We start from the raw sequence: 26804 nt of genomic DNA, 5'->3' as shown, positions 1-26804 counted from the left end.
CCAACCGGAGAGGCCCGCCATGGTCTACCTGGCTGCTGCCCTCGTGGCCGTCGCCGCCCTGTGCACCTGGGATCTGATGCTGACCCTCGCCGTACTCCGCCGGCTCCGCGACCGCCCGGACGGCACCTTGGCGGACGACACGGGTGGTCTGCCCGTCGGGGCGACCGTGGGCACCTTCGCCACGCACTGTGTGGCAGGGCCCCCGATCACCGAGCGGGACCTCACGGACGGGGCCTTGGTGGCGTTCTTCACCACCGGCTGCCTGCCGTGCCGCAGCAAACTACCCCGCTTCGTCGAGGAGGCGAAGGCGATGAGCGGCCACCGCCAGGTCGTCGCCGTCGTCGTGTCGCCGAACGCCACGCCGGACGACAAGGCGGAGGCCGAGTTCATGGTGAGCCAACTCAAGCCTGTCGCCACGGTGTTGTCCGAAGATCCGGAAGGTCCCTGCACCTCGGCCTTCGGTGTCACCGCCTACCCCTGCCAGTTCGCCGTCTCGGCGAGGAGCGGAACGGCACCCACCGTCCTGGCCGTGGGGAACGCCGCGCTCACCACCTCCCCGGCCGGGTCGACATGAGCCGCACACTCGGCGAGGACGCCGGCAAGCCCGTCCCCGCGCCATCCGTTCCCGGCCCCCAGGACCTGGTCCGTGCCCTGCGCCTGGCCCTGGGGCTCGCCTTCCGCTCGTCCCCCTGGGTGCTGGCGTGCCACCTCGCCGTGACCCTGCTGTCGGCCACCGCTCCGGTCGTGGTCACCTGGCTGGTCAAGGACATCCTCGACACGCTCACCTCGGGAGCGTCCGCGGCCGATATCGCCGCACCCGCGAGCACGCTGGCCGCCGTCAGTACGATCGCAGCCGTCGCCCCGCAGTTCACCGGCTATCTGCGCGCCAGGATGATGCGCGTGACCAGCCTGCGCGCCCATGAGCGCCTGCACGCCCGGGTCGACACCTTCACCGGGCTGCGCCGGTTCGAACACCCGGAGTTTCTGGACCAGCTGCGACTGGCCCAACAGGCCGGCGGGCTCGCACCGTCCCAAGTGGTCGAAGGCGCGGCGGGTCTGATCCGCAGCACGGTCCTGCTGACCGGGTTCGTCGGTTCCCTCGCGATCCTCGACCCGTTCCTGGCGGTGGCGGTGTCGCTGTCCGGCATTCCGGTGCTGTGGGCGGAGATCACCCTCAGCCGCAGGCGGGCGCGGACCTTCTGGGACATCAGCCCCTCCGAGCGCCGGGAGATCTTCTACGCGACCCTCCTCACCAGTGTGGAGGCCGCCAAGGAGATCCGCCTCTATGGTGCCGGGGGATTCCTGCGCGGCCGCATGCTCAGCGAGCGCCGTGCCGCCGACGCCCTGAGAGAGCGACAGGACCGCAGCGAACTGCGGATCCAGTCGGCGCTCCAGACGGCCGCCGCGGTCCTCGCCGGGGCAAGTCTGCTGTGGGCGGTCGGGGCCGCCTCGCGCGGGGCGATGACCGTCGGCGATGTCTCCATGCTGCTGGCCGCGATCCCCGCCGTGCAGAGCGGTATCGGCGGACTGGCCGGTGAACTGGGCCAGACGCACCACTCGCTGGTGATGTTCGACCACTACGTCACCGTCCTCCGGCTCGGCCCCGACCTGCCCGCTCCGCACCGCCCTCGCCCGGCGGGCCCGCTGCGTGAGGGGATCGAGATCCAGGACCTGTGGTTCCGCTACGAGGAGGAACTGCCCTGGGTGCTACGGGGGGTGAACCTGCGGATCGAGCGTGGCACGGCGCTGGCGCTGGCGGGCGTCAACGGATCCGGCAAGTCGACCCTGGTCAAGCTCTTGTGCCGGTTCTACGACCCCACGCGCGGGCGCATCCTGTGGGACGGCACCGACCTGCGAGACATCGCTCCGGCCGAGTTGCGGGCGCGCATCGCCGCCACCTTCCAGGACCCCATGCGCTACGACCTCACCGCCCAGGAGAACGTGTGCATCGGCGAGTTGAGCGCGCTGTCGGATCTCCGGCGCTGCGAGGAGGCGGCGCGGCTCGCCGGCATGCACGAGGAAATCGCCCGGCTTCCGCGTGGTTACGCCACCCTGCTGAGCCGGACCTTCCGCTCAAGTGAGGGGGACGGGACCGAGATGGGGGTCCAGTTGTCAGGCGGGCAGTGGCAACGGATGGGGCTCGCCCGGTCGTTCCTGCGTACGGGCGCGGATCTGCTGATCCTGGACGAGCCCAGTTCGGGACTCGACCCTGCGGCCGAGTACGAGATCCACGCGCGGCTGCGGGAACGTCGCGCCGGACGCACCAGTGTGCTGATCTCCCACCGGCTCGGCGCGGTCAAGGACGCCGACGTCATCGCGGTCCTGGAGGACGGGCGCGTCCGTGAACTCGGCGACCACCGACGACTCATCGCCCAAGGAGGCACGTACCAACGGCTGTTCACGCTCCAGTCCAGCGGCTACCGGGACGAGCCGGCCGAGCCGGAGGGGGCTCGTCCGTGACACCGATGACATGGGCGGCCCCGGCCGCCGTGGTCGCGGCGGCCGGGGCGCTCACCCTCGTCCTGCGCAAGGCCTGCTTACTGCTCGAGGTCAGCGGTGGCAGCATGCGGCCGGCCTACCAGGACGGGGACCGGCTGCTGGCCGCCAGACTGCCCGGGCACCTGAGGTGCCCGGCACGACTCGTGCGCCGCGGTACGGTGGTCGCGATCCGGCTCCGGCCCGCGCACGGCCCGCGCCCCGCCGAGTCCGCCACACCCACCTGCATGATCAAGCGGGTCGTGGGTCTCCCGGGCGACGCGTTACCGGACTCGGGTGACGGAAGGGACGCCGTACCACCCGGTCACGTCTACGTCCTCGGCGACCACCGCGAGACCAGCTACGACTCGCGGCACACCGGTCCCGTCCCCTTCGAGCGGCTCACGGCGGTGGTCATGTGCCGCGTACGCCGGTGCCGAGACGGTCACTGATGAGGAACAGCCGCGGCCCGCCTCGACGGTACCGGGCAAGCCACGCCGGCCCATCGGGGCGGGGCCGGATGCCCTTGGCAGGTGGCGGCGCGCGAGACCGCGGCCCCTCGTTTGCGCGCTTGGTGGGACGGCCGCGGGAAAGCGACTCGGGAAATCTGTGATCGAGCCGCCTCGTGAGGTGAAATGAAGCACGTGACAACGGCCTACAAGATGGCCGTCCGAAACGCCGATCTCGGTTCTGGTGGCCGCCGTTGCAAGATCGAGGAAGCCCGGACACGATCGACTTGGTGTTCGTGGAACCTCAGCCGAGGAGGGTTTCACCGATGCGGGAGCCGGCGGCGACGCCGTATTCCCTCGGCCCGAAGGTGCTGACTCCGCTGGTGCTCAAGCCACCGCGGCTACCGCGTAGTTGCCAGAGGGCGCCGTTGCCGCGGTCCTCCCGAGGTGCGGTGACGGCGAGGTCCGCCTTGCCGTCGCGGTTGAAGCCGGCGAGGCGGAGCCGGGAGCCGAAGGATTCGTTGGCCTCGGCGTTGTCGGGGATGCCAGGGGTGTTCTGTGAATAGCGCGCGGCGCCGTTGCTGGTGAGCCCGCCGGCGCTTCCGCGCAGCAAGAGGGGGGGGGGGGGGTTGGGGGGGGGGGGGGGGGGGGGGGGGGGGGGGGGGGGGGGGCGAGACCGCCGATGATGTCGGGGTCGCCGTAGCGGACGGCGAGGTAGCCGGCGCCGTGGCTGGGGTCGGCCAGTCCGTTGGGGTTGAGGCGGGGGTTGGACAGGGCGATGACGAGGTCGTCGCGGCCGTCGCCGTTGAGGTCTCCGGCCGCCACGCGGTCTCCGCCGGCCAGACGGGCCTGGGCGGTGCCTGCCTGTTGGCCTGCCTGCAGCGTGGGCCTTCTGAAGACGGACCCTAGTTGGCCGGTTGAGGAAAGGAGCCGAGCGTGACTGGGCCGAGGCCGGACGGCAGCTCCCGCACGGCCACTGCCACGGCGTCATGCAGGCTGTCGAACAGACCGAGGTCGGGGGTGATGAAGCCTCTGCCCACCCCGTACGTGCCGTCATCGTTCGCGGTCAGGCATGGTCCGACGATGGTCACGGCCGGGCGGGTGGTAGTCGAGAAGCGCAGTCCCCAGTGGCTCCTGAACGGGAAGAGGGCGCGCAACAACGGCTCGGCGTACGCCGCCTCGATCAGCGCCTGGTACGCCTCCTGCCAGTCGACCTCCAGTTCGGCCGCCTCCTGGCGCATGCACTGCCATTCGGATTCAGCCAGGCGCGCGGGGTCATGATCTGGCACCTCGAACCTGCCGGTCAGGTGCACGAACGGTGCCGTCTGGCGGATGCCACGCAGGGGCTCCCCGTCGTGCCACGCCCAGGCGGCTTTCGCGACCTCCGCCAAGTCGTCCGTCGTACCGTCGATGAGGGGCGCACCCACGGACGGCTCGGTGCCGCTGATGGACCACCGCCGCTCGTACTGCCATGCGCTGATCCGCAGTGGCTCGCGGTACGGCAGGACGCTGGCGACGGTCGCGTGGAGCAGCGGGGCGGAGTCCGAAGACTCGACAGCGGCGACGCCGAGGTGGCCTTCCACCTCGGCCCGGAGCGCTGCGGCGAGGCCGCCGAAGGCTGCGACGCCGGGGTACACGACAGCAGGATCGGGAGGAGTGGACATGTCTGCTGATTGTGCCCGAGCCGCAGTCTCCCAGAGCGGGCGGGCCCGCGCGTGCGGCGTCGTTCGGCTCCAGCAGCCGGCGATGCCCGAGCGTCTGCTGCGCCTGAGGCAGCCGCCCCCGGGCGCGACGACCAGGAGCAGGGCCCGGCCGACAGGAGGCGGCGCGCTGCGGGCACTGCGGGAGTCCCGCACCGGCGGCGTGATGCGATCACCCTGCGCGGCACCGGACCGCCCCCGCCCGGACCCCCGGGTGCCCCCGGTGCACCGGGCCGTACGACGGTCTCAGTAGGCGTGGTCGGCGGTGATGTCCTGGTGATCTGGGCGCAGGCCCACTGCAACGTCGCCACCGTCGCCGCGCCGCGCGAGACCGGCATCCTCGTCGCCGCGGTCATCGCCACGGTGTTCTTCCGCGAACCCTTCGGACGTCCGCGGCTGGTGGCCGGGGCGGTGACGCTGGCCGGGATCGTCCTCATGCACTGAAGGGGGGATGCGGAGGGCTTGGTGGCGGGCATGTCCGGGTGATGGCCGGCCTGCTGTTTCACCCCACCATGGCGAGGTTGCGCATGGTGGCTACGGCCTGGACGGCGTGGAGGAGGCCGTCGCCCCTTTGGCGGCAGTCGAGAAGGATCGTCCAGTTTCTCCATCCGGGCGCAAGTGTGCTCGACGCGGGCCGGCACGCGCCGGTGTTCGGCTTTGTCTTCCCTCCGGCCTCGCAGGAGGGGACGTCCGGCTCCTCTGCGGCGCGGGACGCCGTGAGGTTCGTTCGCTGGTGGACGGCCACCAGCAGCACCCGCTCGGCCGGCGGAAGACACCACGGCCGGAAATGCCCGCCACCGAGCCGTCCGCAACGCCCTCCGGCCCTCCGGGGCGCCTCAGCGCCAGAAGATCGCCGTGGCCACGGGCACGGCCAGCAGCAGGCTGAGTCCGATCAGGGGAAGCCGGTCCAGCCACAGGACGGCGGCGAACTCGCGCAGGGTCGCGGCAAGCCAGTAGGCCGGGGAGGTCGGCGCGCCCACCACGCGCACGGGGACGCCAAGACGTGAGGCGAGCAGGGTCGTGCGGTAGACGTGGAAGTTGCTGGTGACCACCGTGGCACGGTGGCCGGGATCGCTGTGGTCCATCAGGGCCACGCTGAAGCGGAGGTTCTGCCCGGTGTTGACGGAGCGGTTCTCGCGCACGATCCGGTCGGCGGCCACGCCGCGTGCGCGCAGGTAGTCGGCCATGGCGTCCGCTTCGGAGCGGACCTCGTCCTCGCCCTGGCCGCCCGAGACGACGAACACCACCCCTTGGGTGCCCGGTGCGCCCGGGGCGTCGACTGTCAGGGCACTCTCCAGCCTGCGGGCCAACAGCGGGCCGGGCCGGTCCCTGTCGAGCCCGGCTCCCAGGACGACGACATGGGTGGTCCCCGGTAGCGGGGCTCTGCGGCCCCGGACGATCACGTAGCCCGTGAAGACGAGGAAGAGCAGGGTCAGGTATCCCGCGGTCGCGTTCACCGCCACCACGAGGGCACGCAGCACCTCACCACCGACCGCGTGGAAGACCGCGTCGAGGCCGAGCACCGCCAGCACCGCGCAGCCGGCGGTCCCACTGGCCAGCGGGACCGGCTGCGGCCCGTACCGCCGGACCAGGAGGACGCCGTCGGCCACCAGCAGCAGGCCCAGCACCAGCGCCACGAGCAGGGCGGCGACGGCGAGCACCACGTCGAGGATGCCGTGGCCTTCCGTACCCCGGGCGGCCACGCCGAGCCCGGTGGAGGTCACCGCGAGGCAGAACAGCACGGCAGTGGAGAACCTGTGCGGTGCCGGCAGAGCGCTGATGATCCCGCCCACGGCGAACACTGCCGCGGCCACGTACTCCGGGTACTCCGGCACGAATCGCACTCCGCTCCTGTCTTCCGCGTCTCACCTCTCGCCGCCCGCGGATTCCCGGACCCGCGCGATGCGGCGGACCCCGGTACGGATGGCCGCCGGACATCCTCCCAAACCCACTGCCGTGGCCCGTACGCGGGCAGGCAGTGGTGAGCTCGGCGGGACGGGCGTTCACCGCCCGCGCTGGACCGAGCCACCAGGGGCGGCGGGCTGGAGCGGAAGCAGAAGCGAAGCACTTTCGGTGCCGCGGCGCCATCAGCGGCCGGGGGAGGGGGGACCGCCGAGCTGGTCGTACGGCACGGGCGTGGGGCACGGACGTGATCGACACCGTACGAGGCGGCGGAGGGTGAGGCGTGCGCACGGGGCGTGAAGGGCTGCCGTGAGCACCGAACCATCCAGGCGGAGGGTCGTCCTGCTGCCGCGGGCGTATACATGCACTTCGAGGTGCGGCGGAGGGCGACGGGGCCCAGCCGGACGCGCCACGCCCACCGGTGCCGCCGCTGGTCGACGGTGTCCACGGTGAACGCGGCGCGGATGCCGGCGACCGACCCGACCGACCCGGTCAGTCCGCGGGCAACGCCTACCACGTCACCGAACCGCCGACGGCCTCACCGACCCGGTCGCGGACATCACCGCGGCCGCCGACTACGCCGCGCATCGCTACGGCTCCGTCGACGAGAAGACCAGCCGCACCATCGGTCCGCCGTGAGCGGTGCGCCAGCCGGTCATGGCCACCCTTCGGTCGACCCACTCGATCGTTCCTCCCACCGCCGTCCGAGCCGCGGCCTCGGCGGGCGAGCACGGCGGCCGCTCCCTGACGCGAAACGCCGTACGATCGCGCCCACGGCCAGGAGCTGACGATGCGTCACCCAGACCCCCGACGAGTCGAGTGGGCAGGCTCTGGGCCTGCACGGCTCAGGGATGCTCGTCAGGCAAGGGGTTGGAGCGGTGGTCTCCGGTTCGTTGGCCGAGCTGACGTCGCCAGCCGCCGGGGGCTGACTTCGAGTGATGACTCGTCTCCGCTTTACCGTCCAGCCACGACACGAGGACGGACCTGTACCAGCCCCGGCGGGCGTACGTGTGGGACGACCGCTCCGGCACCGCGACCCTGCGCAACGACCGGCGCCGGTGTGGGAGCGAGAAGGGAGGAGATGACCACTGCGCCCATCACGCAGACCGCTCAGCTCTCCAAGAAGGTGAGGATGTCGGCGTTGAGCACCTCGGGGTGCGTCGACAGCATCCCGTGGGGGTAGCCCTCGTAGCTCTTGAGCGTGCCGTTCTTGAGCAGCTCGGCGGACTTCGGGCCGGAGTCTGCGTAGGGTACGATTTGGTCGTCCGTGCCGTGCAGCACGAGGACCGCGACCTCGATCTTCTTGAGATCCTCGGTGAAGTCGGTTTCCGAGAATGCCTTGATGCACTCGTAGTGGGCGTTCGCCGCGCCCATCATGCCCTGCAGCCACCACCGGTCGATCAGCCCCTGGGACACCTGGGCCCCGGGCCGGTTGAAGCCGTAGAAGGGCCCGGTGGCAACGTCGATGTAGTACTGGGCCCGGTTGGCGGCGAGGGCAGCACGGAACTGGTCGAAGACCTCGATCGGGGTGCCCTCGGGGTTGCTGTCCTTCTTCACCATGACCGGCGGGACGGCCGCGACGAGTACCGCCTTGGAGACGCGGCCGGGCTTGGCCTGTGCCACGTAGCGCGTGGCCTCGCCGCCGCCGGTGGAGTGCCCGACGTGCACTGCTCCCTGGAGGTCCAGGGCGTCGGTCAGCGCGTTGACGTCGGCGACGTAGGTGTCCATGTCGTGGCCGGTCGCGGGCTGGCTGGAACGTCCGTGCCCGCGGCGGTCGTGGGCGATGACGCGGTACCCCTTGGAGAGGAAGAACAGCAACTGGGCGTCCCAGTCGTCCGAGCTGAGCGGCCAGCCGTGGTGGAAGACGATCGGCTGGGCGTCCCGCGGGCCCCAGTCCTTGTAGAAGATGACGGTGCCGTCCGGCGTGGTGACTGTACTCATCACTGACTCCCTGCTGTGTCGGATGTCCTGCTGTGCGTTCTGCGAGTCGAGCCGTACCCCCCGGTGAACCGGGGGGTACGGCGGTACGCCGAACGACTGCTGCCCTCGTACGAGAACCTTGTCGCGGTCAGAGAGCTCCCGGCCGTCATGCCGCCCGAGTCGCGCTCGGTTTCACTTGGATGCTCCGACCGCTTGGAGGATGACGGTCACGACCTCGCCGGCTGGGTGAGCACGACCATGCGCGAGGAGTCGATCTCGATTCGCCCGCTTCCGCCCCCGCTCCCGCTCGGCCGGCGGGTGCCGTCCGGGGTCGTACTGCGGCCGCACCACCTTGCAGTACGCCATCACCCGCCTCGCTGTCAACGGCCCCGGCCAGTGCACGGTCACCGGTCCCGCCGCCTCCGTGGCGCGCTTCGCGCAGGAGCTGACCGACCGCGGGCTGGAGGCACGGGTCCTGCGCATCGCCACCGCCGGCCACTCACCCCTGGTCGACCCGATCACCCAGCGCTTCGCCGAGGCGATCGAAGCACTGCCGCGCGAGCGGCCGGCGCTGCCGGTGCTGTCGGACACCACCGGAGCGTGGGCCGACGCGGAGGCGGTGCGCACGTCGCGGTACCGGGTGCGGCACATGCGCGAACCCGTCCGCTTCGGAGAGGCGCTGGACACCCTGTTCGGCACCCCGGACAGCGTCCTCGTGGACATGGGTCCGGGCCGCACCCTGGCCACGCTGACCCGCCAGCACGCCGCCTACGACGACAAGCAGGCCGTCGTGCGCCTCGCCCCGCACCCGGCGGAGGAGGCGTCCGAGAAGGCGGTCCTGCTCGCCGGCGTCGGCGAGATGTGGGCCCGGGGGGCGCACCCCGACTTCGCCGCCCTGCGGGGCGACGGGCCCGGGCGCCGGATCGCCCTGCCGACGTACCCGTTCGAACGCCGCCACCACCTCGTGCCGCCGCCGGTCGCGCTCACGCCGGCCGTTCCGACGCCACGCACGCCCGCACCCATGGCCTCATCGACCTCCGTGATCGCACCGATGGCCGCCGGGCTTCCGGCCGCGCCGGCGGGGGCAGCCACCGCTCCGCGGGAGGCTGTCGCCGACGTGTCGCCCGGCGTCCGCGCGCCGGAGCACCCCCCGTCCTCCAGGCCGTGCTCACGGCCTTCGGACAGGCTCTCGGCTACCCGGACATCGACCCGCAGCACGGCCTGTTCGACCTCGGGGGAGACTCGCTGACCGCCACGAAGCTCGCCGCCTGGGCCGGATCCACCTTCCACGTCAGCGTGAAGGCCTCGGACGTCCTGCGCTTCCAGACCCCGTCGTCGTTCGCCGCGCTCATCGAGGAGCGTGGGGCCGGCGATCCCGCCGAGGCCAAGGAGAACGCCGCCTCATGACCACGTCCCCTCCTGCCCCGCTGCGCGGCGGCACCCCCGCCCGGCGCAATCCCTGGCTGAACGGCCGCCCTCCCACGGCGACCCCCGAGCGCCATCTGTACTGCTTCCCGCACTCAGGCGGGCTCCAGGGCGAGTACGTCCGCTGGGGCCGGCACCTGAATGGCACCCAGGTCTACGGCGTCTGCATGCCGGGACGCGGCGGCCGCGCCGCCGAACCGGCTCTGACCGAGCTCGACGACGTGGTACACGCCCTGCTGGCGGAAACGGAACTGGTCGCCCCCTACGACCTGTTCGGACACAGCCTCGGCGCACTGGTCGCCTACGAGGTGACGCGCGAACTGGCCGCCCGGGGACTGCCGTTGCCCGAACGGCTCGTCGTCTCGGCCTTCCCGGCCCCCCACCTGCCGCGCCACGGGGCCCGGCTGTCCGGCCTGCCGGACGAGGAGCTGATCGCGATCCTGGACGAGCGCTACGGCGGCATCCCGCCCCAGATCGCCGCCGATCCCGATCCGCTGGCGCTGCTGCTGCCGGCGTTCCGCGCCGACTTCGCTCTGCTGGAGAATTGCCGGCACCGGGACTCCGGGCCCCTTCGGGTTCCGCTCGTCGTCCTCGGCGGCGAGGCCGACAGCGGAACCCCGGACCAACTCGACGCGTGGGGCCGGCACAGCACCGAGCCCCTGCGCCGGCACACCTTCCCCGGTGGTCACTTCTATTTCCGTGACGACGTGGCATCGGTCGCCGCGGTACTGGCTCACTGAGTCCCGGCCCCCGGCGCCGCGAGGAAAGGGCTCGATGCCCCGGCCTCGCGGCGCTCGGGCCCACCAGGTGACCGGTCCGACGGCTGATGGGGCTGAACCGCCCCGCCAAGCGCAACGCCTTCACGCGCAATCCTGCGCGGCGAGCCGCTTGCACGCCGGTCAGGGACTCCTCGACGACCAGCGCGCTGCACGGGTCGACACCACAGAGCCGGGCCGCCAAGGCGTAGACGTCCGGGTGCGGTTCGGGGCGGACGTGGTCCCCGCGGTCCGGGACGACGATGTGCTGGAAGTAGCGGCGCAGTCCCGCCCGTTCCAGACTGCCTCCCGCTCGCGCGGCCAGAACCCTGGTGTGCGCCTTCTACGGCCTCTGCTCCCTCACCGAGGCACTCGACGGCACCGCCACGGTCATCGACCGCCTGTCCGACTGATGGCAACTGACCCTGCCCTCCCTGCGGCCGCTCGGGCAGCAGGACGCGCCCGCGAGCCGGTGACACCGCGCGGCGCCCAGCGCACTCCTTCTTGCTGCCGCGGCGACCGGACCATGGCTGCTGCCCGACGCCATCCCCGAATCGGCGACCGGGCATGACTGGCTGTGCCCTCACTTCACCGGCCACCGGTGAGAGGCGACGGCGGCGTATCGGTGGCCGGAGCCGCGGTGCCACCCGACGCTGCGCGGCGACTGCGAGGACAAGGCTGTCGAGACCGCGCGCGGGGGCGAGCAGGAGCGGCTGAAGCAGCACCGCGTCGTGCCCGGTGCAGGGCCGGCAGCTGGTCCCCGCCCGTCCGGCCGAGGCGACGGGACCCCGGCGTCAGAGGCGGCAGTTGCGTCGCCCGCCGCCACCCCGTCTTCGGGCCGAGCTGCGCTGCTAATTCCCACCACCGGTCGACTTTGACATTGCGCCGTCAAACCGTTCCTGCGAACCTCGCCGGTGCTGCGGCGGTTGGGAGAGGCATTCAAGGGCAGGCGGTTGTCAAAGGTGCGACCCGCGCGCCGTGGAGAAGGGCGGGAGGTTGTCGAAATGACCAGCGTTCCGTCGGTCACGAAGGCCCACGTGAACCGTTGCCTGGTCGGCTCCTTCAGCGGTGAGATGGATTACCTGACCGCGCCCATGTTTCGTACCGAGTTCCTGAGGTGCATCGATTCAGGCGAGCAATGGATCGTGCTGGACCTGGCCGGGGTTCCGTTTTGCGATTCGGCAGGACTCAACGCACTTCTGGTGGCCCGCCGGCGTGCGCTGGAGACCGGTGTGACGCTGGCCCTGGTCAGCGTACAGCCGCAACTGCGACAGCTGCTGAAGCTCACTGGCGTCGACAGGATTCTCGACGTCTACGACACCGCGGAAAACGCCGCCGACATCCTTGCCGACACCATCGACGGCAGCCCGAGTGACAAGGGATAGGCCGGCCTCGGAGTGACGGCTAAGCAACCCGCACGGCCGATCAGTCCCCGCATGATATTCATCTCTCGTTCCAGCTCACGGTCTTCTCGAACAGAGAAGCTCACGGCTCGTCGGGCGGGTGAACGCGTGTCAACGACCACACCGGACGAGCCGATCCGACACCGGGCAGCCGATGGGCCGTCGAGGAAAGCCTCCAGACCGCGAAGTCGGCCGGTTCCACACCCTCGGGCACGGTGCCGAGCCAGTCGGGGCTGACCGCCACCCGCTCCGCCCGGCACAGGGGGCCATTCCCAGTGCGAGGCGCGTGCCTTCGGACGGCCCCGAGCCGTCGGATGCGGCGCGCACCACCACGCCGGCGGCGTCGTGGCCGTGCACAGCGCCTGCGTGCCGGTGCGTCCCGCCTCCAACCGCGCCACCGGCCGCGCGCGGACCTTGCTGACCCCGGCCCTGGCCGCCCGCGGCGATTCCACGGGGCTGGTCGAGGTGCATGAGCTGCCGCAGCCGGAAGAAGACCGCGGCGAAGAAGCCGGCTGCAGGGGTGGAGGCTGTGGCGACCAGGCCGATCTGCTCGGTTGCGCGCGTGATGGAGGTCATGACCAGCACGGGTCGATGGGGTGGAACCAGACTCGGCGCGGGCAGGCGGCGCAGCACGGTCTCCCACTCGAAGCATCGGCAGCATCGTGACCGGCACCGACTCCAACCGGTTCCCCTCCATCCGGGCCTGGGCCGAGGAACCAGCCAAAGCGGCCTGAAGATCCATCCTCGAACCGCTCCGCCGTCCACATGCGCCACGGCCGCGCGGTCAGCGAGGCTGCTTCCTGACGCGCCTTGGAAAAAGCTGCGGGCAGCTGTCGATCTGGCCGCGTCCCGTTCGACGTCCTGATGTGCGGCGCCTCGCCACACGGTGACGGAACAGGACCTGACGAGGGAACACATGGATCAACTGCTGAGGGTCATGAACTTCAACGTCTCGAATGACGGAATCGGTGCCGGCGAGCACCAGAGCCTTGAGAGACCGTTCGGCCTCGACTATCCCGAGAGGCTGTTCGCCTGGGCCGGAGCCACGGCGAGCTGGCCCATGCGCACGGATCCTGGCGGGAGCCAGGGCCTCGACGACTACTTCACGCGAGACTTCGCACGCAACATCGGTGCCGAGATCATGGGCCGCAACAAGTTCGGGCCCGAACGCGGGCCCTGGAAGGACCATGAGTGGCACGGCTGGTGGGGGGAGGAGCCTCCTTTCCGCACCCCGGTGTTCGTCATGACCCACCACGCGCGTCCGTCGTTCACGCTCTCCGACACCACGTTCCACTTCGTCGACGGCGACCCGGCCACGGTCCTCGAACAGGCGTGGGAAGCGGCACAGGGCAAGGACGTCCGACTCGGCGGCGGAGTCACCACCATCCGGCAGTTCCTTGACGCCGGCCTCGTCGACACCATGCACGTGGCTGTCTCGCCGGTGAAGCTCGGGTCGGGACTACGGCTCTGGGAGTCCCCCGATGAGTTGCTCGACCGGTTCCACCTGGAGGTCGTGCCCAGCCCGAGCGGTGTGACGCACCACCTGTTCTGGCGCAGGTGATGCACGAGCCCCCTCGGCCGGCTGAAGGGCTGGCCAGGTCAGGCACTCGACGCAAAGCCGGGCTCCGGCTCCTTGCAGGCCGCGCCTCGACGGACCGCCGCCCTCACGCTGGCGGGCCGTCTCACGAAGTGACGTCCGCGCCGGGGGGCAGCGACGCGGCCGGGGAGTGCCGACTCTGTCCGTCGGGGGGCATTGGGCGGTGGAACTGCACACCGGTGGTGAGATCACCGTATTGGACGAAGTCGCCCTCGAATACCAGGCGGCGGTTTCGTCGTGGTCGTAGCCACGGTCCGCCATCGACAAGCAGGGGCCCGCCGGGCTGGTCCTGCCGGGGGTGCTCGCCTCGACCATCGGCATCCTCGTCGTCGCCCCCACGGACCTCCCCGTCGTGATCGCCGGGCGCGTGGCGCCGTTCGGGATCGACTTCCCATGACCCGGAACGCGACTGCCACGCTGATGTACCTCCCGGTTCCTGGCCGCCCGGCGCGGGATCGTGGGTACGTTGTGGCATGCCGCTTGCGGCGCGGGTTTGGCTCGGTCGGCTTCGGCTGCCCCGCAGCGGTCGTTCCGACCGGCAGGAGAGAAGAAGGGGAGAACTGAGTGAACTCCTTGCTCGGACTGCGTCAAGCGCGTGTCTCCGATCATCGTGTGATCGTCGAGTGCGTGCAGCGGTGGTGGAGTGACTCTCGCACACCTGATCAAGCTCGCGAACTTTCTCTGCTGCTTCCTAAGCTCTTTCTGCAGTTCTTTTCCAGTACCAGTCTGGTACTGGAGGACAATGAGGGGATCAAAGCTTTCCTCATCGGCTTCCACGCTGCGGACAATGACGATGAAGCCTATATCCACTTCGTCGGGGTCGATCCCGCGCTGCGAGGGCAAGGCCTGGCCCGCCGGCTCTACACGGTATTTATCCGGCGCGCTGCAGAGGCGGGCCGCCGCCAGGTGCGTGCGATCACCTCCCCAGGAAATATCGGTTCCATTGCCTTTCATCAAGCCATGGGTTTCACTGTAGAGCCGGGTGACCGCGAGGTCGCCGGATGGCCCGTGCGTATCGACTACGACGGCCCCGGACAGGATCGAGTCTGCTTTTGCAAAAATATTGTGCCTGGAGACGAAACGCCGTTCACCTCATGAACTCTTCGATCACCGGTTACTCGTAGGGCGGAGGTCACGGCTTCAGTGAGCTTCTTCAGCGTTGCCGCTCCAGGGTGAGGATGGCCTTGGCGATTGACGACATGCGGTTGGGGCTGCAGCGGGATCTACGGGTTCACCGGGTTCGCTGGCCGCTGCGACCGCTGGACTGGTTGGATTACGGCTGACCATGAGGTGTTCGGTCCGGGGCGTGCAAGGTTCCCCCGCGATCCTGCGTCGGGAGGGCACATGGAGCGCGGCGAGGTCTGGTTGGCGGACTTTGACGAGCGGCGGCCGGTAGTACTGCTGTCAGGAGGTGAAGCGTCCGGGTTCCGAGCGATGCAGGTCGTCGCTCCTGCGGGGACCGAGATCAGCGGTGTGGCCGTCGAGGTGGCAGTGGGGGCGCCCGAGGGGCTGCCTCTCGAGGGCGTCCTTCGAGTGGCGCTGCCACGTCCCGGTCTTGTCCCGTGCACTTGGCTGGTCACGCTGGCCAAGGAAGATCTGACCGAGCAGGTGGGAATCTTGTCGTCAGCGAAGCTCGGCGAGATCGAGGATGCCCTTCGTGCCGGTGGACTCGAGCAGGCCGCGCACTAGGCCCTGCTTGATCAGGCAACGAGCGGGGGTCGGCCTTTCCAGCGTTGGCCCTTCTCGCTGCGGATGCGTCGGGCGTAGCCACCCGCTGGACCGCTCTGCGGTACAGCGGGTCGGCGGTACCTGACGTCACGCGCTCAGCCTGCCAGAGGCGCGGAAGCATCCGGCATCCGGGAGTTGCCTCGGGTGGGAAATCGGCCCACGTGTGGTGCCATGCGGTCATCTGGCTCCGCAGCCTCGCCCCGCACGTGATCATGACTCACGACAGGCCCTGGTCGACGTATCCGCACACCTGGCCCCGTTGCTGTAACTGTTACTGTTGCAGCAAGGGGGTGTGAAGGACGTGAGCGCGAACAGCAGGATGACGGTCGCCGTCCATGTGCTGACCTGGATGGCCCTGGTGCACGGGCGCGGGCGTGACGTCGTCACCTCGGACCAGATCGCCACAAGCGTGGCCACCAACCCGGTAGTGATCCGGCGCAGCCTCGCCGATCTACGGAAGGCGGGCCTGGTGACGGTCCGGCACGGCGCTGGGGCCGGCTGGACGCTGGCACGCGAGCCTGAGTCCCTCGCCCTGCTCGACGTCTACCGGGCGGTGCACGACGAACCCCTGTTTGCCCTGCATCGCGGTGAACCGAACCAGACGTGCCCCGTCGGCCGCGGCATCCAGCCCGCGCTGCGCCGCGTCTACCTCGACACGGAGGAGGCCGTGCGGCGGGAACTCGCGGGGGTCTCGATCGCGGACGTCCTGCAAGACACCCTGACCTCACGCTCCGACTGAAGCGCCGAGGGGGCCGGGCGGCTCACTCTTGCCCTCAGTTGTAACAGAATCTGTTTCATTGGCTTGGATCACCAAGGGGCTACTGAAGAACCCGTGATCCGACTGACGGAGGTGGAACGCCATGCGAGCGATTGAGTACCGGCGCCACGGCGGCTACGAGGAACTGCGGCTCGTGGACCGTCCCCCCGAACCGGCCACCGGCGGCCGGGCGTCGATCCAGCTCTCCTACGCCGAAGTGAGCCCGGCCGACAACACCATCAGGGCAGGACGGATGGACTCCTCCCTGCACCAGACCCCGCCCCACATACCCGGCGGCGGCGCGGTGGGACGGATCACCGACCCCGGGGCGACCGGCTTGGCGGAAGGGGCGCGCGTCGTAGTCGCCGGCGGCGGGCTCGGCTGGCGCACCGACGGCACCTGGCGCGAGCAATTGACCGCGGACGCACGCCAACTGATACCGATCCCTGACGGGGTGAGCGACGAGGCCGCCTGTGCGCTGTTCGCCGGCGCCGGATACAGCACCGCCTACCTCGTCCTGACCCGACTCGCCCGGCTGAAGACCAGCGGCACCGTCCTGGCGCCAGCCATCGGTGGCTCCGTCGGCATGGGGACGGTGGACGTGGCCCGCCAACTCGGCGCATCCCTGACCGTCTCCACCGCAAGCCGCACCGACAAAGCCGAAGCCGCCCGTGCCGCCGGCCACGAGCACGTCATCGACCTGTCCCGCGAGTCCCTGACCGACGGCGTCGCGCGCATCACCGACGGCCGGGGCGTGGACGTCGTGGTCGACGGCGTCGCCGGTCCGCTGCTCGGTCCCTGCATCGCCTCTCTCGCACACGGCGGCGTCTACGTCGGCGTCGGATACTCAGGCGGCACTGAAGGCACGGTGAACATCACCGACCTGATATGGAAGAACGCCACCGCCTACGGCTACACGTTCTCGATGACCCCTCCGGACATCGCCCGCTCCGCTCGCGTGACCCTGCTGGAATGGCTGCGCGCGGGCCGCATCACCTCCACCATCGCCCGCGTGTTCCCGCTGGAACAGGCTGCCGAAGCGCAGCGTCATCTGATCGAGGACCGGCCCTTTGGTCGCGTCCTGCTCACCATGGCCCGTTGAAGCGGGCTAAAACAGAAAGGGGAGCCATGACATGCAGCCACGCAAGGCATCCACAGCCGACATTGCAGAGCTGATCCGGTTACGCGCCGTCGCGCTGGAGACTCTGGGCACCGACCCTGGACCGACTGACGCTCCATGGCGGCGTATCGCCCACAACTGGTTCGACGAGCGCATCAACCGCCGCGACGACTACGTCTGCCTCGTCGTCGGCGGCGATCCCGGCGGGCCCCTCCATGCCTGCGGTATGGCCTGGGTCACCTACCATCTGCCCGGTCCGCGCTGGCCCGACGGGCGCCGCGGCTACCTCGACGGCATCGTCACCGACGCCCCGGCCCGCGGCCGCGGCCACGCACGCCGCATCGTGGACGAACTGGTCGGCTGGCTCCACGGAGCAGGCATTCACTACGTCCAACTGCACGCCAGCGAGGCCGGAAAGCCGGTGTACGAAGCTGCGGGCTTCGTCACCGGCCGCTACCCGGGCATGGACTTGATCACAGCCCCGCCCACCAGGTAATCCCTCATGGCGTCTGCAAGGCGCCCACGGAAGCCAGTCAGTGAGGTCTTTCAGCGTGGCCACTGATCGGGTGACGGGATCGGTGCCCGCAACGCACGAGGCTCCCGTGCCGCTGGGGGAGGTGTTAGAAGTCTCAACCCACAGGCACAGGAGCCGCGTTGGTTCCGTATTCTGCCGCACTCGATCTGCCTCACGGCCTGGTCGAGTGGGTAACCATGCTCATCGTCACCCGCGAGGGTGACCGCCGCTGCAAGCTCCCACCGCACCAGCGTGCCGTGGTCGGCCTGGTGTACCTGCGCCGGCACGACACCCTCGCCCAGCTCGCGGCCGGGTTCGGCATCTCCGTCGGCACCGCTCACGCCTACACGACAGCCGTGGTCGACCTGCTCGCCGACCGCGCACCCGGCCTGCTGCGCGCCTTGCGCGAGGCGGAACCGGACTACGTCCTGCTCGACGGCACCCTGGCGGAGTGCGACCGGGTCGGCGACAGCCGGGCCGACTTCTCCCACAAGCACCGCAGGCACGGGGTGAACGTGCAGGTGGTGACCGACCCGGTCGGGCAGCTGCTGTGGATCTCGCCTGCTCTGCCCGGCCGCGCCCATGATCTGACCGCGGCCCGCGCCCACCGGATCATCCGAATCTGCGAGTGCCAGGGCGTTCCCATCCTCGCCGACCGCGCCTACATGGGAGCTGGCCCGTGGGTGACGACACCCCTCAGGCGCCCGCCGGGCCGTGACCTCACGCCGACCCAGCAAACGGTCAATCGCGCTCTGTCCGCGGCACGGGCACCGGTCGAGCGCGGCGTCGCACGCTTGAAGTCCTCGCGCATCTTCCGCCGATCCCGGTGCAGCCCGAATCGAATGTCGTCAATCTCCGCGGCCGTCCTCACTCTGGAGCGGCAGCGCTGAAAGACCTCAGTGACTTTCCGTGATCTCCAGCGGGTTCTCGTACTGTGGAGCCCCGGGGTTTCCCTCGGTCCGGTCGGCGGCGATGATGGGGGGATGATCGTCGCAGCCACCCAGTTCGCCCCGGTCGCCGGGGACATCGACGCCAACGTTCGTACCATCGCCGCGTTGATCCGGGCCGCCGGGGCCGACGACGCGCGCATGGTCGTCTTCGCCGAGCTCGCCGTGACCGGCTACGAGCCGACGCTAATCCGGGACACCCCCGGCCTCGTCCTCACCGAGGACGACGCCCGCCTCGAACCCGTACGGGAGGCTTGCCGCGCCGTCTCGGCGGCGGCGGTCGTCAACGGTCCCGTGTACACGGCGGAGGGTCGGCCCATGGTCACCTCGCTCGTCATCGGTCCGGACGGCGGACTCCTCGCCCGGTACGACAAGCAGCACCTGTACGGCATCGAGCAGGAGGTCTTCGCAGCGGGCGGCCGGGACGGCCGCTTCGTGCTGGATGGCACCCGGTTCGCGCTGGCCACCTGCTACGACAACCGCTTCCCAGAGCTCGCCGAGCGGGCCGCCGCCGACGGCTGCACGGTCTATCTGGCGAGCTCGGTGCTTTCCGCCGACAACGACTCGTTCGAGAAGGTCTATCCGGTGCGGGCCCGGGAGTTCGGTCTCCACGTGGTGCTCGGCAACGTCCTCGGCAGCAACGAGGACGGCGTGGGCTGCGGCGGCGCCGGCGCCTGGGGCCCGGACGGCGAACGGACCGCCGACGCGGGCACCGAGGCACCGGGCCACGTGCTCGCCGAGGTCGGCTGAACCGGCGGTTTACTGGTGGGCGGCCCATCGTCGGCATCCACGACACCCGTACGGCTCCCGAGCCGTACGCGCAGGTCGTGGAACGGGAGCGCCAGCAGCAGATGCGAGCCGCGGTCGAGCGGGTGCACGCGCGGTTCCTGGACTCCCCCCGGCGTCGGACGCTCCCGCGCTGCGCGGGACACCGGCGGCGCAGATCAAGGAGTTCGTGGCCGCCCATACCGAGTACGGCCTGCACACCAGGACGGAGAGGCTCAATGATCCTCCCGGCCGTCCAACCGGGACCGCTTCAACTGGGACCTGGGCAAGGCCACGCCGATCGGACCGACCACCGTCACCTCGACCCGGCGCTGACGGTGATCTACGGGGCCTCGGACACTGGCAAGTCGTTCATCGTCGAGTCCATCGACTACATGCTGGGCGGCACCCGAACGCCCGAGGTCCCGGAGGCCGAGGGCTACAGCCAGATCCTGCTGGGGCTGCGGCTGCCGGGCGGACCTGCGGTTGTGCGGGTGGACGGGCCGGTTGGCCGCCCACCCACACCCTGCGGCCCCATCCCCCGCAGGGTGACGCGGCTCTAGCGAGGTGGCCGCCGTCGAGGCAGCGTCCGGATCTTGGCGGCGTCGGCGTCCCGTCCAGTGGCTGCCTCGAGCTCCAGGGCGAGCTGGTTCAGCGCCGTTGCGTAGATCTCCAGACGGCTCTCCAGGTGACGGCAGTGCTTGCTGAGCTCGGCGTACTTCTTCTTCAGCTCGTCGTGGGCATCGACATTCCTGGCGGCTGTCATTCGCTTGGCCTCGGCGAGGGCGGCCTCGGCCTGGAACCGGTCCTTGAGGTCGGTGTGCTGATGGGTGAGGTGCCAGCGTTTGACGTCGGCCTCGATCGCCAGATGGGTGACGTTCAAGCGTCCGTTGGATCGGTGTGGGGTGCCAGCGAGGAGACGGTTGATGGCGGCAACGATCTCGCGTCAGGCGGGATCGTGTTCGTCGTCGAGCGGGAGAACGGTCATTGCTGGGCTCCGCGTTGGTGTTCGTTGATGATCGCGCGGAGCCGTTCGAGTTCGCGCTGCTCGCGTGAGTGGCGGATGGGCGGAGCCAGGGAATCCTCGACAATCTCTGCGAGTTCATACAGACGGTCTCGGACGACCGTGATGTCGCGGTCCGTGCGGACCAGGCACTTGCAGCGAGGTCTGCAGTCGTCGACGTCGGGGTGACCATGGGGTCATCCGCCGACCCTCGAAGTTGGCAGGCCGCCTTGGCGGGATCGAGGACACAGGTCATGCCCCCGCCGTGGTGGATCTGCAGGAGCGGTTGCCGAGCAGGTCGCGGGCCTGCCGTTCGCTGGTCAGGACACGGCCGGCGAACTCGCGGCTGGCCGCCTGGACGCGATAACGGTAGGAGTCCGCCGCCGGCCCGCTGACGTGTTCTCCCGCGAGGAGCCGTCGTTCGTCGTCGGCGATGCCCTCCATGCGGAAGAGCCAGTCCTCGAAGGCGCGTGCCGCGCCGCGTCCCCCGTCCATGCCCGTGTATCCCAGCCAGGTCGGCGCGCCGCAGCGGCCTGGCCGCGACGGCGATGATCAGCCTTCAAGGCTAGGGGGAGCGCGGCAGCGGCTGGAGATATCTGCCGATTCTGACCTGGTCACACTCCAGCGGGCCGACGAACGTATACCTGTCCCCCACGGCCCAGCCACCAGTCCCGCCCGGGCCAGATCCGACACCGCGGCGGGGTGTCTGCAGATCCACGGGGCGAACACGGCTCCGTCTCATAGCGCCTCCACTCACTCGACGGGCTCACACGTGAGGTCCGCAACCGCCTCGCCCGCGGGCGCCAGCACATGGCGGCCGGCCGCGTCCTGCGGGGGTTCGGGGACAGTGGCGGCGCAAGGGATCGCGGCGGCGCACGCGGCGCAGGCATCCGCAAGGTGCCAGGTGAGGCCGCGGTCCGCCCGGATCAGCAGGAGCCGCAGTGGACCGGAACAGGGCCCCTGGCGCCCGTGCCACACACAGCCCCTTTCCCGACACTGACAGGTACGCAGGTACGCAGGCAGCCGGGAGTCGACGAAGTGGCCCGCAAGATGTCGGCGGACCTGCACGACCCCATCAGCGCCCACGCCCACGAATGACTGGGGCAGGCACTGCACGTCAGCACGGGCCGCCCCGCCGGACTGCTGATCGTGACGGTCCAGGCGCGTGCGGACATCGGTCTCTCCAAGCCATGAGCAGTCAGCCGCCCACCCTGCGTCCGGGCGGCTCCGGGCGCGGAACACCGTAGTGCAGACCCCTGCCCTATCGGAGCCAGTCCTTACCGAGACAAGATAGGGCAGAGGTCTGCACTGCCAGGGCAGGGGTCTGCACCGTCGGATGGATGCGTGACGACCATCCCGCCGCCGGAGCCCGACCCGACGGCACTCAGGCTCTCCCTCGCTCGCCTGCGTGCGCAGCTCGGATGGAGCTATGACGAACTCGCCGCGCACAGCGGTTTGTTCCGCCGGACTCTGATCGAGATCGAACAGGGCCGCACGATCGGCACGCTGGCCACTTGGCACGCTCTCGCCCACGCCTTCTCCATCCCGCTGGGCGAGCTCCTGGATCCACTATGCGCGGGGCACGAACCTCCGAAGTCCGACGCCTGAGCACAGCCGCCCGTCGGCCACCCGAACGTGGTGGCACTCTCGCACGTGCGTCTTGAATTCGGATTCTTGTCGCCTTCTTGTCACCGCATCGGGCGGACCGGGCGGCGCGTACGTAAGACACGGGCGGATGCGTTGGCACTTTTTGACTCCGGCACGTGCCCAGGGTGCGGCCCTCTTCCCCGGCGCCCACGTGTCTGTGGCGCGGGCTTCGAGCTTCCGGAGAGATCTGTTCCATGCCCTTTTCCCCGACCGACGAACAGGCCGCCGCCCTGGAGGCGTTCCGCAGCGGTGGCCATCTCGCCATCCAGGCAGGCGCGGGCACAGGCGAGACGTCCACGCTCGTCTTCCTCACGGAACAGATGCCGCTGCGGCGTGGACGATACCTCGCCTTCAACCGGGCTATCGCCCTGGACGCCGCCGCTCGCTTTCCTTCAGCGGTCCAGTGCAAGACGGCCCACTCGCTGGCCTACGCCGCGCTCGGCCACCGCTTCCGCGGCCGCCTGAATGCTCCTAGGCGGCCTGGCTGGCAGATCGGGCAGGACCTCGGCCTTAACGCCCCGGCCGGCATCGGCCGGGCGGGGCTGATGCCGGCCACGCTGTCCAACGCCACGCTGCGGACGGTGACTCGCTTTTGCCAGTCAGCCGACATGCAACTGGCCCACCATCACGTTCCGCACCTGCGGGGCTTGGACGACGAGGAGCATGCGGAACTGGCCGACCTGATCTTGCCGTACGCGGCGAAGGCGTGGGCCGATCTGCAGGACCCCTACGGCGGCGCGGTCCGTTTCGAGCACGACCATTACCTGAAGATGTGGGCCTTGACCGAGCCGGTCCTGCACGGCGACTTCCTCCTGCTGGACGAGGCCCAGGACACCAACCCAATTCTCGAGCAGATCGTCTTGGCCCAGGAGGACCGTACTCAGATCGTCATGGTCGGTGACTCGGCACAGGCCATCTACGGCTGGCGCGGCGCCCGCGACGTGATGGCGCGGTTCACCGGCCATCACCTCACGCTCACCCGCTCCTTCCGCTTCGGCCCCGCGCTCGCCACGGAGGCCAACCGCTGGCTCACACTCAGCAACGCTTCCATCCGGCTGACCGGGACACCCGACATTCGCACCACGATCGGATCCCGCGCCGGGCACTCGGATGCGGTCCTGTGCCGTACCAACATCGGCGCGATGACCGAGGTCCTCGCGCTCATCGCCGCCGGCATCGCAACGGCGCTGGTAGGCGGCGGTGACTCGCTGCGCGCCCTGGCATGGGCCGCCCGCGACCTCATCCAGGGACGCCGCGCCCAACACCCCGAACTCGTGCTGTTCACCACCTGGACGGCTCTGCGCGACTATGCCGAGCACGACCCCGCCGGCAGCGAGCTGCAACCCTTTGCCAACCTCGTCGACGAGCACGGACCCGAGGCCATCCTGCAGGCTGTCGACCGACTTGCTCCCGAAGACGCGGCCGAGGTCACCGTCTCCACCGCCCACAAGGCCAAGGGTCGGGAATGGGCCCGGGTGCGCCTCGCACCCGACTTCATTCCGCCCGCCGACACCGATGAGGTCGATGCCCAGGGCCACCCCGTTCCACGGCCCGTCGATGAGGCAGAAGCCCGCCTGGCGTACGTCGCCGTTACCCGGGCCCGTCACCACTTGGACCCCATCGGCTTGGCTTGGATCAACCACCATCCTGACAACCCGACCTGAAGCCGAACGCCCCAGTACTCGCCGCAGTGAGGTTCTTCAGCGGTGCCGCTCCAGGGTGAGTACGGCCTTGGCAATTGACGTCATGCGGTCCGGGCTGCAGCGGGCGTGACGGAAGATCCGCCAGGATTTGAGGCGGGCAACGCCGCGCTCGACCGGGGCGCGAGCCCGGGCCAACGCCCGGTTCGCGGTCTGCTGGGTGGGGGTGAGGTCGCAGTGCGGTCGTCGCTTGACGCCGGTGGTGACCCAGGGACCTCCTCCCTGGTAAGCGAGGTCGGCCAGGATGGGGATGCCCTGACGTTCGCAGATACGGATGATCTGGTGGGTGCGGGCGGCGGTCAGGTCATGGGCGCGGCCCGGCAGCGCGGGGGAAATCCACAACAGCCGGCCGCCAGGATCGGTGACTACCCGCACGTTCACGCCGTGGCGGCGGTGCTTGGCCGAGTAGTCTGCCCGCCCGTCACCGACGCGGTCGCACTCGGCGAGAGTGCCGTCCAGCAGGACGAAGTCCGGGTCGGCTTCACGCAGTGCCTTGAGCAGGCCCGGAGCGCGCTCGGCGAGCAGGTCGGTGACCGCGGTGGTGTAAGCGTGGGCGGTGGACTCGCTGATCCCGAAACCTGCGGCCATCTGCGCCAACGTGATGTGCTCACGTAAGTACACGAGCGCCACTATCGCGCGTTGAGACGGGCGCAGCTTGCAGCGCCGGTCCCCCTCGCGGGTGACGATGAGCGTGGTGACCCACTCCACGAGCGCATGCGGCACGTCGAGTGCGGCAGGATAGATGACCAACGAGGCCTCCAGGGCTGCTTGGTTGAGACGTCAGACATCTCCATCAACAACCCGGGGGCTTCGCCTGTTACGCGCCCTCAGCCGTCACCCGATCGGTGTCCAGACTGAAGAAGCGCAGTGACGAGGACGAGGAACGGATTGGCGTCATCCATCGGTCAGCTGCTGGATGGCCTTGAGCGCCTGACCCGCTCCGTTCTCGGTCACGAGATGTTGCGCCGCTTTTGCGGCGGCTCGCTTGTGTGCCTGCTGCTTCACTACTTGGTGAAGTGAGTCGGCAAGCCGTTCGGCGGTGAGGGATCGGAAGGGGATTGGGTCGGTGGCGGCGCCGATGGCGGCAAGTCGCCCCGCCCAGAACGGCTGGTCCGCGGTCACCGGTACGGTGACCGCGGGCACTCCAGCGCGCAACGCGGCGGCCGAGGTGCCGGCCCCACCATGGTGGACCACGGCAGCCAGCCGTGGAAACAGCAAGGCATGCGGTACGTCCCCGATGGTGAGCACGTCGTCCCCGTCGGCGGCGAGCCCGGCACTGCCGGCTTGGAGGATGCCGCGCAGCCCGGCGCGGCGCAGGGCTCGCACAGCGATCTCGCTCAGCCGTTCAGCGTCGCCGGACGCCATGCTCCCGAAGCCGATGAGGACGGGCCGGGGTCCGGCACGCAGGAAGTCCTCCAGATCAGCAGGCAGCCGTTCGGCCGCATCATGATGGGGCCACCAGTTGCCCACGACCTCCAGTCCAGAGCGCCAGTCGGAGGGACGAGGCACCAGGGCCGTGCTGAAGCCGTGCAAGATGGGCCAATTCGCCTGTTCCTGTCGTCGACGCATCTCGGAAGGTGAGACCGGGGGCAACTGGAGGCGGTGGCGCAGCTTTGCGACCGCCTGTTCGTAGACGCGGTCGGCCATCCGCAGTGCGAAGCGTCCGGTTGCTCGGTTGGCGAGACGGCCCAGTGAGCGGGAGCCTGTGACGACGGGCGGGAAGTCGCCGGTCGGTGCGGTGGGTTGGAGGTACACGCCGACACTCGGTGTGCCCGTGGCCTCGGCGAGGTGCCAGCCGAGCGGAGCTGTGGTGGTCGACAGCAGGAGCAGGTCCGTGCCATCGTCCATCACGTCGGCGAAGCCCTGACCCAGTTCGGTGATGAACGCGGCAGCGGCGCGCATAAGTTCACGTTTGCCTGTGACGCCGCCACGCACCCGTGTGTCGGCGGGGAGGCTGCGAAATTCCAGCCTGGCGTCGCGTACGAGGGGTGCGAAAGTGTCTGTGGTGGCGAGGGCAACGTCGTATCCGGCCCGGCACAGTTCGGCGCCCAGCCCCGTGTAGGGCGCGACGTCGCCGCGCGATCCGGCCGCGGCGATCAGGATCCTCATTGGTTCTCCTCGGAATCGGTACGGCCACCTACGTGGCGGGCCGCATTGGCGTAAACCGCCTTGCGCGTATAGGCGGCCAGGCCCGGGCGTTGCTGCGACGGCGGTATGACCAGAGCGAATGCGCGCGGGTCGGCGACGAAGTCGTCCGCGATGCGCCTGTGCATGTCGGGCGGGCAGGAGGTGAACCATCGTGAGATGTGCAGGCGGTGCTCCTCGGCGAGGTCCATGGCCCGCTCGCCGTTGCTCAGCTCCCCCTCGTCGAAGGCCGCGAGCAGCTCCGCGCGCCAGGTGGCGGCCTCGCCCATGAGCTGACGCCAATCCTCTTTGGTGTGGGCAGCCGCGCGCGCCATCGCCTCGCGCTGTCTCTCCGAGTGCGCCCACTTCAGTTCTGCCTCCGTGGCATAGCTCAGGTCGAAGGTGATCTCACCGAAAACCTCGAAGCGTTCCTGAGGAGTCAGGGACACCCCGGTCTTCTGGACCTCTATCGCCCGCTCCGCCACCTCGGCCAGCCGCTGTAGCCTGGCGATCTCCTCACTCAGCTGCCGCTGCCGGGCCCGGAGCCGCTCCAAGGGGTTCACCTGCGGATCCTTGAAGATCGCGGCGATCTCGTCGAGAGGGAAGCCGAGCTCACGGTAGAAGAGAATCTGCTGGAGACGGACCAGGTCAGCCTCACTGTAGAGCCGGTATCCGGCGTGGCTGCGGTCACTGGGCGAGAGCAGCCCCGCCTTGTCGTAGTGATGCAGTGTCCGCACCGTCACCCCGGCGAAGGCCGAGACCTGCCCCACGGAGTAGCTCATCCACCTGCCCTTTCGTCGGTACACAGCCTCAAGCCTGACGTAAGGGGAGGGTCAACTCGCGCTCGCTGCGCCTCGGAGGTGAAGACCGGGA

Annotated in this window: 29 protein-coding genes and 4 pseudogenes; 21 read left to right on the top strand and 12 right to left on the bottom strand. The window is 69.9% G+C overall.

Annotation, left to right across the window (positions count from 1 at the left end):
• Positions 1-19 precede the first annotated feature (19 nt).
• From IG05_RS0116820 to IG05_RS0116810, 3 genes are read left to right on the top strand one after another with little or no spacing between them, the layout of a single operon-like run.
• Positions 20-574 (top strand): redoxin domain-containing protein, encoded by a 555-nt coding sequence (locus IG05_RS0116820; protein ID WP_030343361.1) that lies wholly within the window; start codon positions 20-22, stop codon positions 572-574.
• Positions 571-2460 carry an ABC transporter ATP-binding protein gene (locus tag IG05_RS0116815; protein ID WP_078894253.1) on the top strand — a complete coding sequence of 630 codons (1890 nt, stop codon included), beginning with the start codon at positions 571-573 and terminating at the stop codon, positions 2458-2460. Before IG05_RS0116820 ends, IG05_RS0116815 begins: the two co-directional genes overlap by 4 nt.
• A gap of 5 nt (positions 2461-2465) precedes the next feature.
• A complete protein-coding gene (locus IG05_RS0116810; RefSeq protein ID WP_030343357.1) occupies positions 2466-2927 on the top strand; it encodes a S26 family signal peptidase in 462 nt (153 codons plus the stop codon).
• Between the two features lie 301 nt (positions 2928-3228).
• Here the strand turns inward: IG05_RS0116810 and IG05_RS49315 are convergent, their stop codons facing one another.
• From IG05_RS49315 to IG05_RS0116800, 3 genes and pseudogenes are all read right to left on the bottom strand, one after another.
• Positions 3229-3537: an FG-GAP repeat protein gene (locus IG05_RS49315; protein ID WP_051789944.1), complete on the bottom strand. Its 309-nt coding sequence runs from the start codon at positions 3535-3537 to the stop codon at positions 3229-3231.
• Between the two features lie 164 nt (positions 3538-3701).
• Positions 3702-3767 (bottom strand): annotated as a pseudogene (locus tag IG05_RS50610) (hypothetical protein); the annotation flags it as partial.
• 62 nt (positions 3768-3829) lie between these two features.
• A complete protein-coding gene (locus IG05_RS0116800; RefSeq protein WP_234335881.1) occupies positions 3830-4561 on the bottom strand; it encodes a DUF6193 family natural product biosynthesis protein in 732 nt (243 codons plus the stop codon).
• A 318-nt stretch (positions 4562-4879) separates the two neighbouring features.
• Here IG05_RS0116800 and IG05_RS0116795 point away from each other — a divergent pair, with 318 nt between their 5' ends.
• Positions 4880-5068, top strand: coding sequence for a hypothetical protein (locus IG05_RS0116795; RefSeq protein ID WP_051789939.1), 189 nt, complete (start codon positions 4880-4882; stop codon positions 5066-5068).
• A 58-nt stretch (positions 5069-5126) separates the two neighbouring features.
• Here the strand turns inward: IG05_RS0116795 and IG05_RS50605 are convergent.
• The 3 genes and pseudogenes from IG05_RS50605 to IG05_RS0116780 all read right to left on the bottom strand — a co-directional run.
• A pseudogene (locus IG05_RS50605) lies at positions 5127-5337 on the bottom strand (IS5/IS1182 family transposase); the annotation flags it as partial.
• Positions 5338-5460: 123 nt separating this feature from the next.
• Complete coding sequence (locus IG05_RS0116785) at positions 5461-6468, bottom strand: YdcF family protein (RefSeq protein WP_051789937.1); 1008 nt, start codon at positions 6466-6468, stop codon at positions 5461-5463.
• 1168 nt (positions 6469-7636) lie between these two features.
• Positions 7637-8467, bottom strand: coding sequence for an alpha/beta fold hydrolase (locus IG05_RS0116780; RefSeq protein ID WP_030343348.1), 831 nt, complete (start codon positions 8465-8467; stop codon positions 7637-7639).
• A gap of 331 nt (positions 8468-8798) precedes the next feature.
• Here IG05_RS0116780 and IG05_RS0116775 point away from each other — a divergent pair, with 331 nt between their 5' ends.
• Genes IG05_RS0116775 through IG05_RS0116765 form a run of 3 tightly spaced genes read left to right on the top strand, consistent with a single transcriptional unit; the run spans position 8799 to position 10611 of the window.
• Positions 8799-9695 (top strand): acyltransferase domain-containing protein, encoded by an 897-nt coding sequence (locus tag IG05_RS0116775; RefSeq protein ID WP_030343347.1) that lies wholly within the window; start codon positions 8799-8801, stop codon positions 9693-9695.
• A complete protein-coding gene (locus tag IG05_RS50275; RefSeq protein ID WP_030343345.1) occupies positions 9611-9853 on the top strand; it encodes an acyl carrier protein in 243 nt (80 codons plus the stop codon). The genes IG05_RS0116775 and IG05_RS50275 overlap by 85 nt, the downstream gene beginning before the upstream one ends.
• Positions 9850-10611, top strand: coding sequence for a thioesterase II family protein (locus IG05_RS0116765; RefSeq protein WP_051789935.1), 762 nt, complete (start codon positions 9850-9852; stop codon positions 10609-10611). Before IG05_RS50275 ends, IG05_RS0116765 begins: the two co-directional genes overlap by 4 nt.
• A 121-nt stretch (positions 10612-10732) precedes the next feature.
• On the opposite strand, the pseudogene IG05_RS45320 reads toward IG05_RS0116765, so the two are convergent.
• A pseudogene (locus IG05_RS45320) lies at positions 10733-10933 on the bottom strand (HAD-IA family hydrolase); the annotation flags it as partial.
• A 1-nt stretch (position 10934) separates the two neighbouring features.
• On the opposite strand from IG05_RS45320, the pseudogene IG05_RS50600 reads away from it, so the two are divergent.
• From IG05_RS50600 to IG05_RS46930, 12 genes and pseudogenes are all read left to right on the top strand, one after another.
• Positions 10935-11039 (top strand): annotated as a pseudogene (locus IG05_RS50600) (TetR/AcrR family transcriptional regulator); the annotation flags it as partial.
• Positions 11040-11630: 591 nt separating this feature from the next.
• Positions 11631-12011, top strand: a complete 381-nt coding sequence (locus IG05_RS0116755) for an STAS domain-containing protein (protein ID WP_051789932.1) — start codon at positions 11631-11633, stop codon at positions 12009-12011.
• Positions 12012-12374: 363 nt separating this feature from the next.
• Positions 12375-12695 carry a hypothetical protein gene (locus tag IG05_RS48400; RefSeq protein WP_199808326.1) on the top strand — a complete coding sequence of 107 codons (321 nt, stop codon included), beginning with the start codon at positions 12375-12377 and terminating at the stop codon, positions 12693-12695.
• A gap of 250 nt (positions 12696-12945) precedes the next feature.
• Complete coding sequence (locus IG05_RS0116750) at positions 12946-13590, top strand: dihydrofolate reductase family protein (RefSeq protein ID WP_030343340.1); 645 nt, start codon at positions 12946-12948, stop codon at positions 13588-13590.
• 600 nt (positions 13591-14190) lie between these two features.
• Positions 14191-14724 (top strand): GNAT family N-acetyltransferase, encoded by a 534-nt coding sequence (locus IG05_RS45305; RefSeq protein ID WP_234335880.1) that lies wholly within the window; start codon positions 14191-14193, stop codon positions 14722-14724.
• A 246-nt stretch (positions 14725-14970) separates the two neighbouring features.
• A complete protein-coding gene (locus IG05_RS0116740) occupies positions 14971-15315 on the top strand; it encodes a type II toxin-antitoxin system PemK/MazF family toxin (RefSeq protein WP_030343338.1) in 345 nt (114 codons plus the stop codon).
• Positions 15316-15655: 340 nt separating this feature from the next.
• Positions 15656-16093, top strand: a complete 438-nt coding sequence (locus IG05_RS0116735; protein WP_030343336.1) for an Rrf2 family transcriptional regulator — start codon at positions 15656-15658, stop codon at positions 16091-16093.
• A 121-nt stretch (positions 16094-16214) separates the two neighbouring features.
• Positions 16215-17213, top strand: coding sequence for a quinone oxidoreductase family protein (locus IG05_RS0116730; RefSeq protein ID WP_030343334.1), 999 nt, complete (start codon positions 16215-16217; stop codon positions 17211-17213).
• Between the two features lie 31 nt (positions 17214-17244).
• Positions 17245-17727, top strand: a complete 483-nt coding sequence (locus IG05_RS0116725) for a GNAT family N-acetyltransferase (RefSeq protein WP_051789927.1) — start codon at positions 17245-17247, stop codon at positions 17725-17727.
• A gap of 158 nt (positions 17728-17885) precedes the next feature.
• Positions 17886-18635: an IS5/IS1182 family transposase gene (locus tag IG05_RS0116720; RefSeq protein WP_030343331.1), complete on the top strand. Its 750-nt coding sequence runs from the start codon at positions 17886-17888 to the stop codon at positions 18633-18635.
• 93 nt (positions 18636-18728) lie between these two features.
• Entirely contained in the window at positions 18729-19442 is a 714-nt protein-coding gene (locus IG05_RS0116715; protein ID WP_030343328.1) for a carbon-nitrogen hydrolase family protein, read from the top strand.
• 254 nt (positions 19443-19696) lie between these two features.
• A complete protein-coding gene (locus IG05_RS46930; protein ID WP_030343326.1) occupies positions 19697-20020 on the top strand; it encodes a hypothetical protein in 324 nt (107 codons plus the stop codon).
• Here IG05_RS46930 and IG05_RS42290 read toward each other — a convergent pair.
• On the bottom strand, positions 20017-20340 hold the full coding sequence (locus IG05_RS42290; protein WP_078894251.1) for a hypothetical protein: 324 nt from the start codon (positions 20338-20340) through the stop codon (positions 20017-20019). The two genes, IG05_RS46930 and IG05_RS42290, sit on opposite strands and share 4 nt — an antisense overlap.
• A gap of 372 nt (positions 20341-20712) precedes the next feature.
• A complete protein-coding gene (locus IG05_RS43705; protein WP_030343322.1) occupies positions 20713-20955 on the bottom strand; it encodes a hypothetical protein in 243 nt (80 codons plus the stop codon).
• Positions 20956-21804: 849 nt separating this feature from the next.
• Between IG05_RS43705 and IG05_RS0116690 the strand changes: the two genes are divergently transcribed.
• Positions 21805-22068: a helix-turn-helix transcriptional regulator gene (locus tag IG05_RS0116690; RefSeq protein ID WP_030343319.1), complete on the top strand. Its 264-nt coding sequence runs from the start codon at positions 21805-21807 to the stop codon at positions 22066-22068.
• A gap of 233 nt (positions 22069-22301) precedes the next feature.
• A complete protein-coding gene (locus IG05_RS0116685) occupies positions 22302-23771 on the top strand; it encodes a UvrD-helicase domain-containing protein (RefSeq protein ID WP_030343315.1) in 1470 nt (489 codons plus the stop codon).
• A gap of 36 nt (positions 23772-23807) precedes the next feature.
• Here IG05_RS0116685 and IG05_RS0116680 read toward each other — a convergent pair whose 3' ends face one another.
• The 3 genes from IG05_RS0116680 to IG05_RS0116670 form a co-directional block, all read right to left on the bottom strand.
• Entirely contained in the window at positions 23808-24557 is a 750-nt protein-coding gene (locus tag IG05_RS0116680; RefSeq protein WP_030343313.1) for an IS5/IS1182 family transposase, read from the bottom strand.
• A gap of 144 nt (positions 24558-24701) precedes the next feature.
• Positions 24702-25916: a glycosyltransferase gene (locus IG05_RS0116675; RefSeq protein ID WP_030343312.1), complete on the bottom strand. Its 1215-nt coding sequence runs from the start codon at positions 25914-25916 to the stop codon at positions 24702-24704.
• Positions 25913-26713, bottom strand: coding sequence for a MerR family transcriptional regulator (locus tag IG05_RS0116670; protein WP_030343310.1), 801 nt, complete (start codon positions 26711-26713; stop codon positions 25913-25915). The genes IG05_RS0116675 and IG05_RS0116670 overlap by 4 nt, the downstream gene beginning before the upstream one ends.
• Positions 26714-26804 lie beyond the last annotated feature (91 nt).

This window comes from Streptomyces sp. NRRL S-1022, assembly GCF_000720135.1.
Lineage (GTDB): Bacteria > Actinomycetota > Actinomycetes > Streptomycetales > Streptomycetaceae > Streptomyces.
Note: the sequence above shows the minus strand (reverse complement) of the source record. Positions and strands in the feature narration are given on the sequence as shown.

Bases quoted from the DNA above. Each gene is read 5' to 3' on its own strand.
- IG05_RS0116820 (WP_030343361.1), top strand. From the start codon at position 20: ATGGTCTACCTGGCTGCTGCCCTCGTGGCCGTCGCCGCCCTGTGCACC.
- IG05_RS0116815 (WP_078894253.1), top strand. From the start codon at position 571: ATGAGCCGCACACTCGGCGAGGACGCCGGCAAGCCCGTCCCCGCGCCA.
- IG05_RS0116810 (WP_030343357.1), top strand. From the start codon at position 2,466: ATGACATGGGCGGCCCCGGCCGCCGTGGTCGCGGCGGCCGGGGCGCTC.
- IG05_RS0116780 (WP_030343348.1), bottom strand. From the start codon at position 8,467: ATGAGTACAGTCACCACGCCGGACGGCACCGTCATCTTCTACAAGGAC.
- IG05_RS0116765 (WP_051789935.1), top strand. From the start codon at position 9,850: ATGACCACGTCCCCTCCTGCCCCGCTGCGCGGCGGCACCCCCGCCCGG.
- IG05_RS0116755 (WP_051789932.1), top strand. From the start codon at position 11,631: ATGACCAGCGTTCCGTCGGTCACGAAGGCCCACGTGAACCGTTGCCTG.
- IG05_RS0116750 (WP_030343340.1), top strand. From the start codon at position 12,946: ATGGATCAACTGCTGAGGGTCATGAACTTCAACGTCTCGAATGACGGA.
- IG05_RS0116740 (WP_030343338.1), top strand. From the start codon at position 14,971: ATGGAGCGCGGCGAGGTCTGGTTGGCGGACTTTGACGAGCGGCGGCCG.
- IG05_RS0116730 (WP_030343334.1), top strand. From the start codon at position 16,215: ATGCGAGCGATTGAGTACCGGCGCCACGGCGGCTACGAGGAACTGCGG.
- IG05_RS0116725 (WP_051789927.1), top strand. From the start codon at position 17,245: ATGCAGCCACGCAAGGCATCCACAGCCGACATTGCAGAGCTGATCCGG.
- IG05_RS0116715 (WP_030343328.1), top strand. From the start codon at position 18,729: ATGATCGTCGCAGCCACCCAGTTCGCCCCGGTCGCCGGGGACATCGAC.
- IG05_RS46930 (WP_030343326.1), top strand. From the start codon at position 19,697: ATGATCCTCCCGGCCGTCCAACCGGGACCGCTTCAACTGGGACCTGGG.
- IG05_RS43705 (WP_030343322.1), bottom strand. From the start codon at position 20,955: ATGGACGGGGGACGCGGCGCGGCACGCGCCTTCGAGGACTGGCTCTTC.
- IG05_RS0116685 (WP_030343315.1), top strand. From the start codon at position 22,302: ATGCCCTTTTCCCCGACCGACGAACAGGCCGCCGCCCTGGAGGCGTTC.
- IG05_RS0116675 (WP_030343312.1), bottom strand. From the start codon at position 25,916: ATGAGGATCCTGATCGCCGCGGCCGGATCGCGCGGCGACGTCGCGCCC.
- IG05_RS0116670 (WP_030343310.1), bottom strand. From the start codon at position 26,713: ATGAGCTACTCCGTGGGGCAGGTCTCGGCCTTCGCCGGGGTGACGGTG.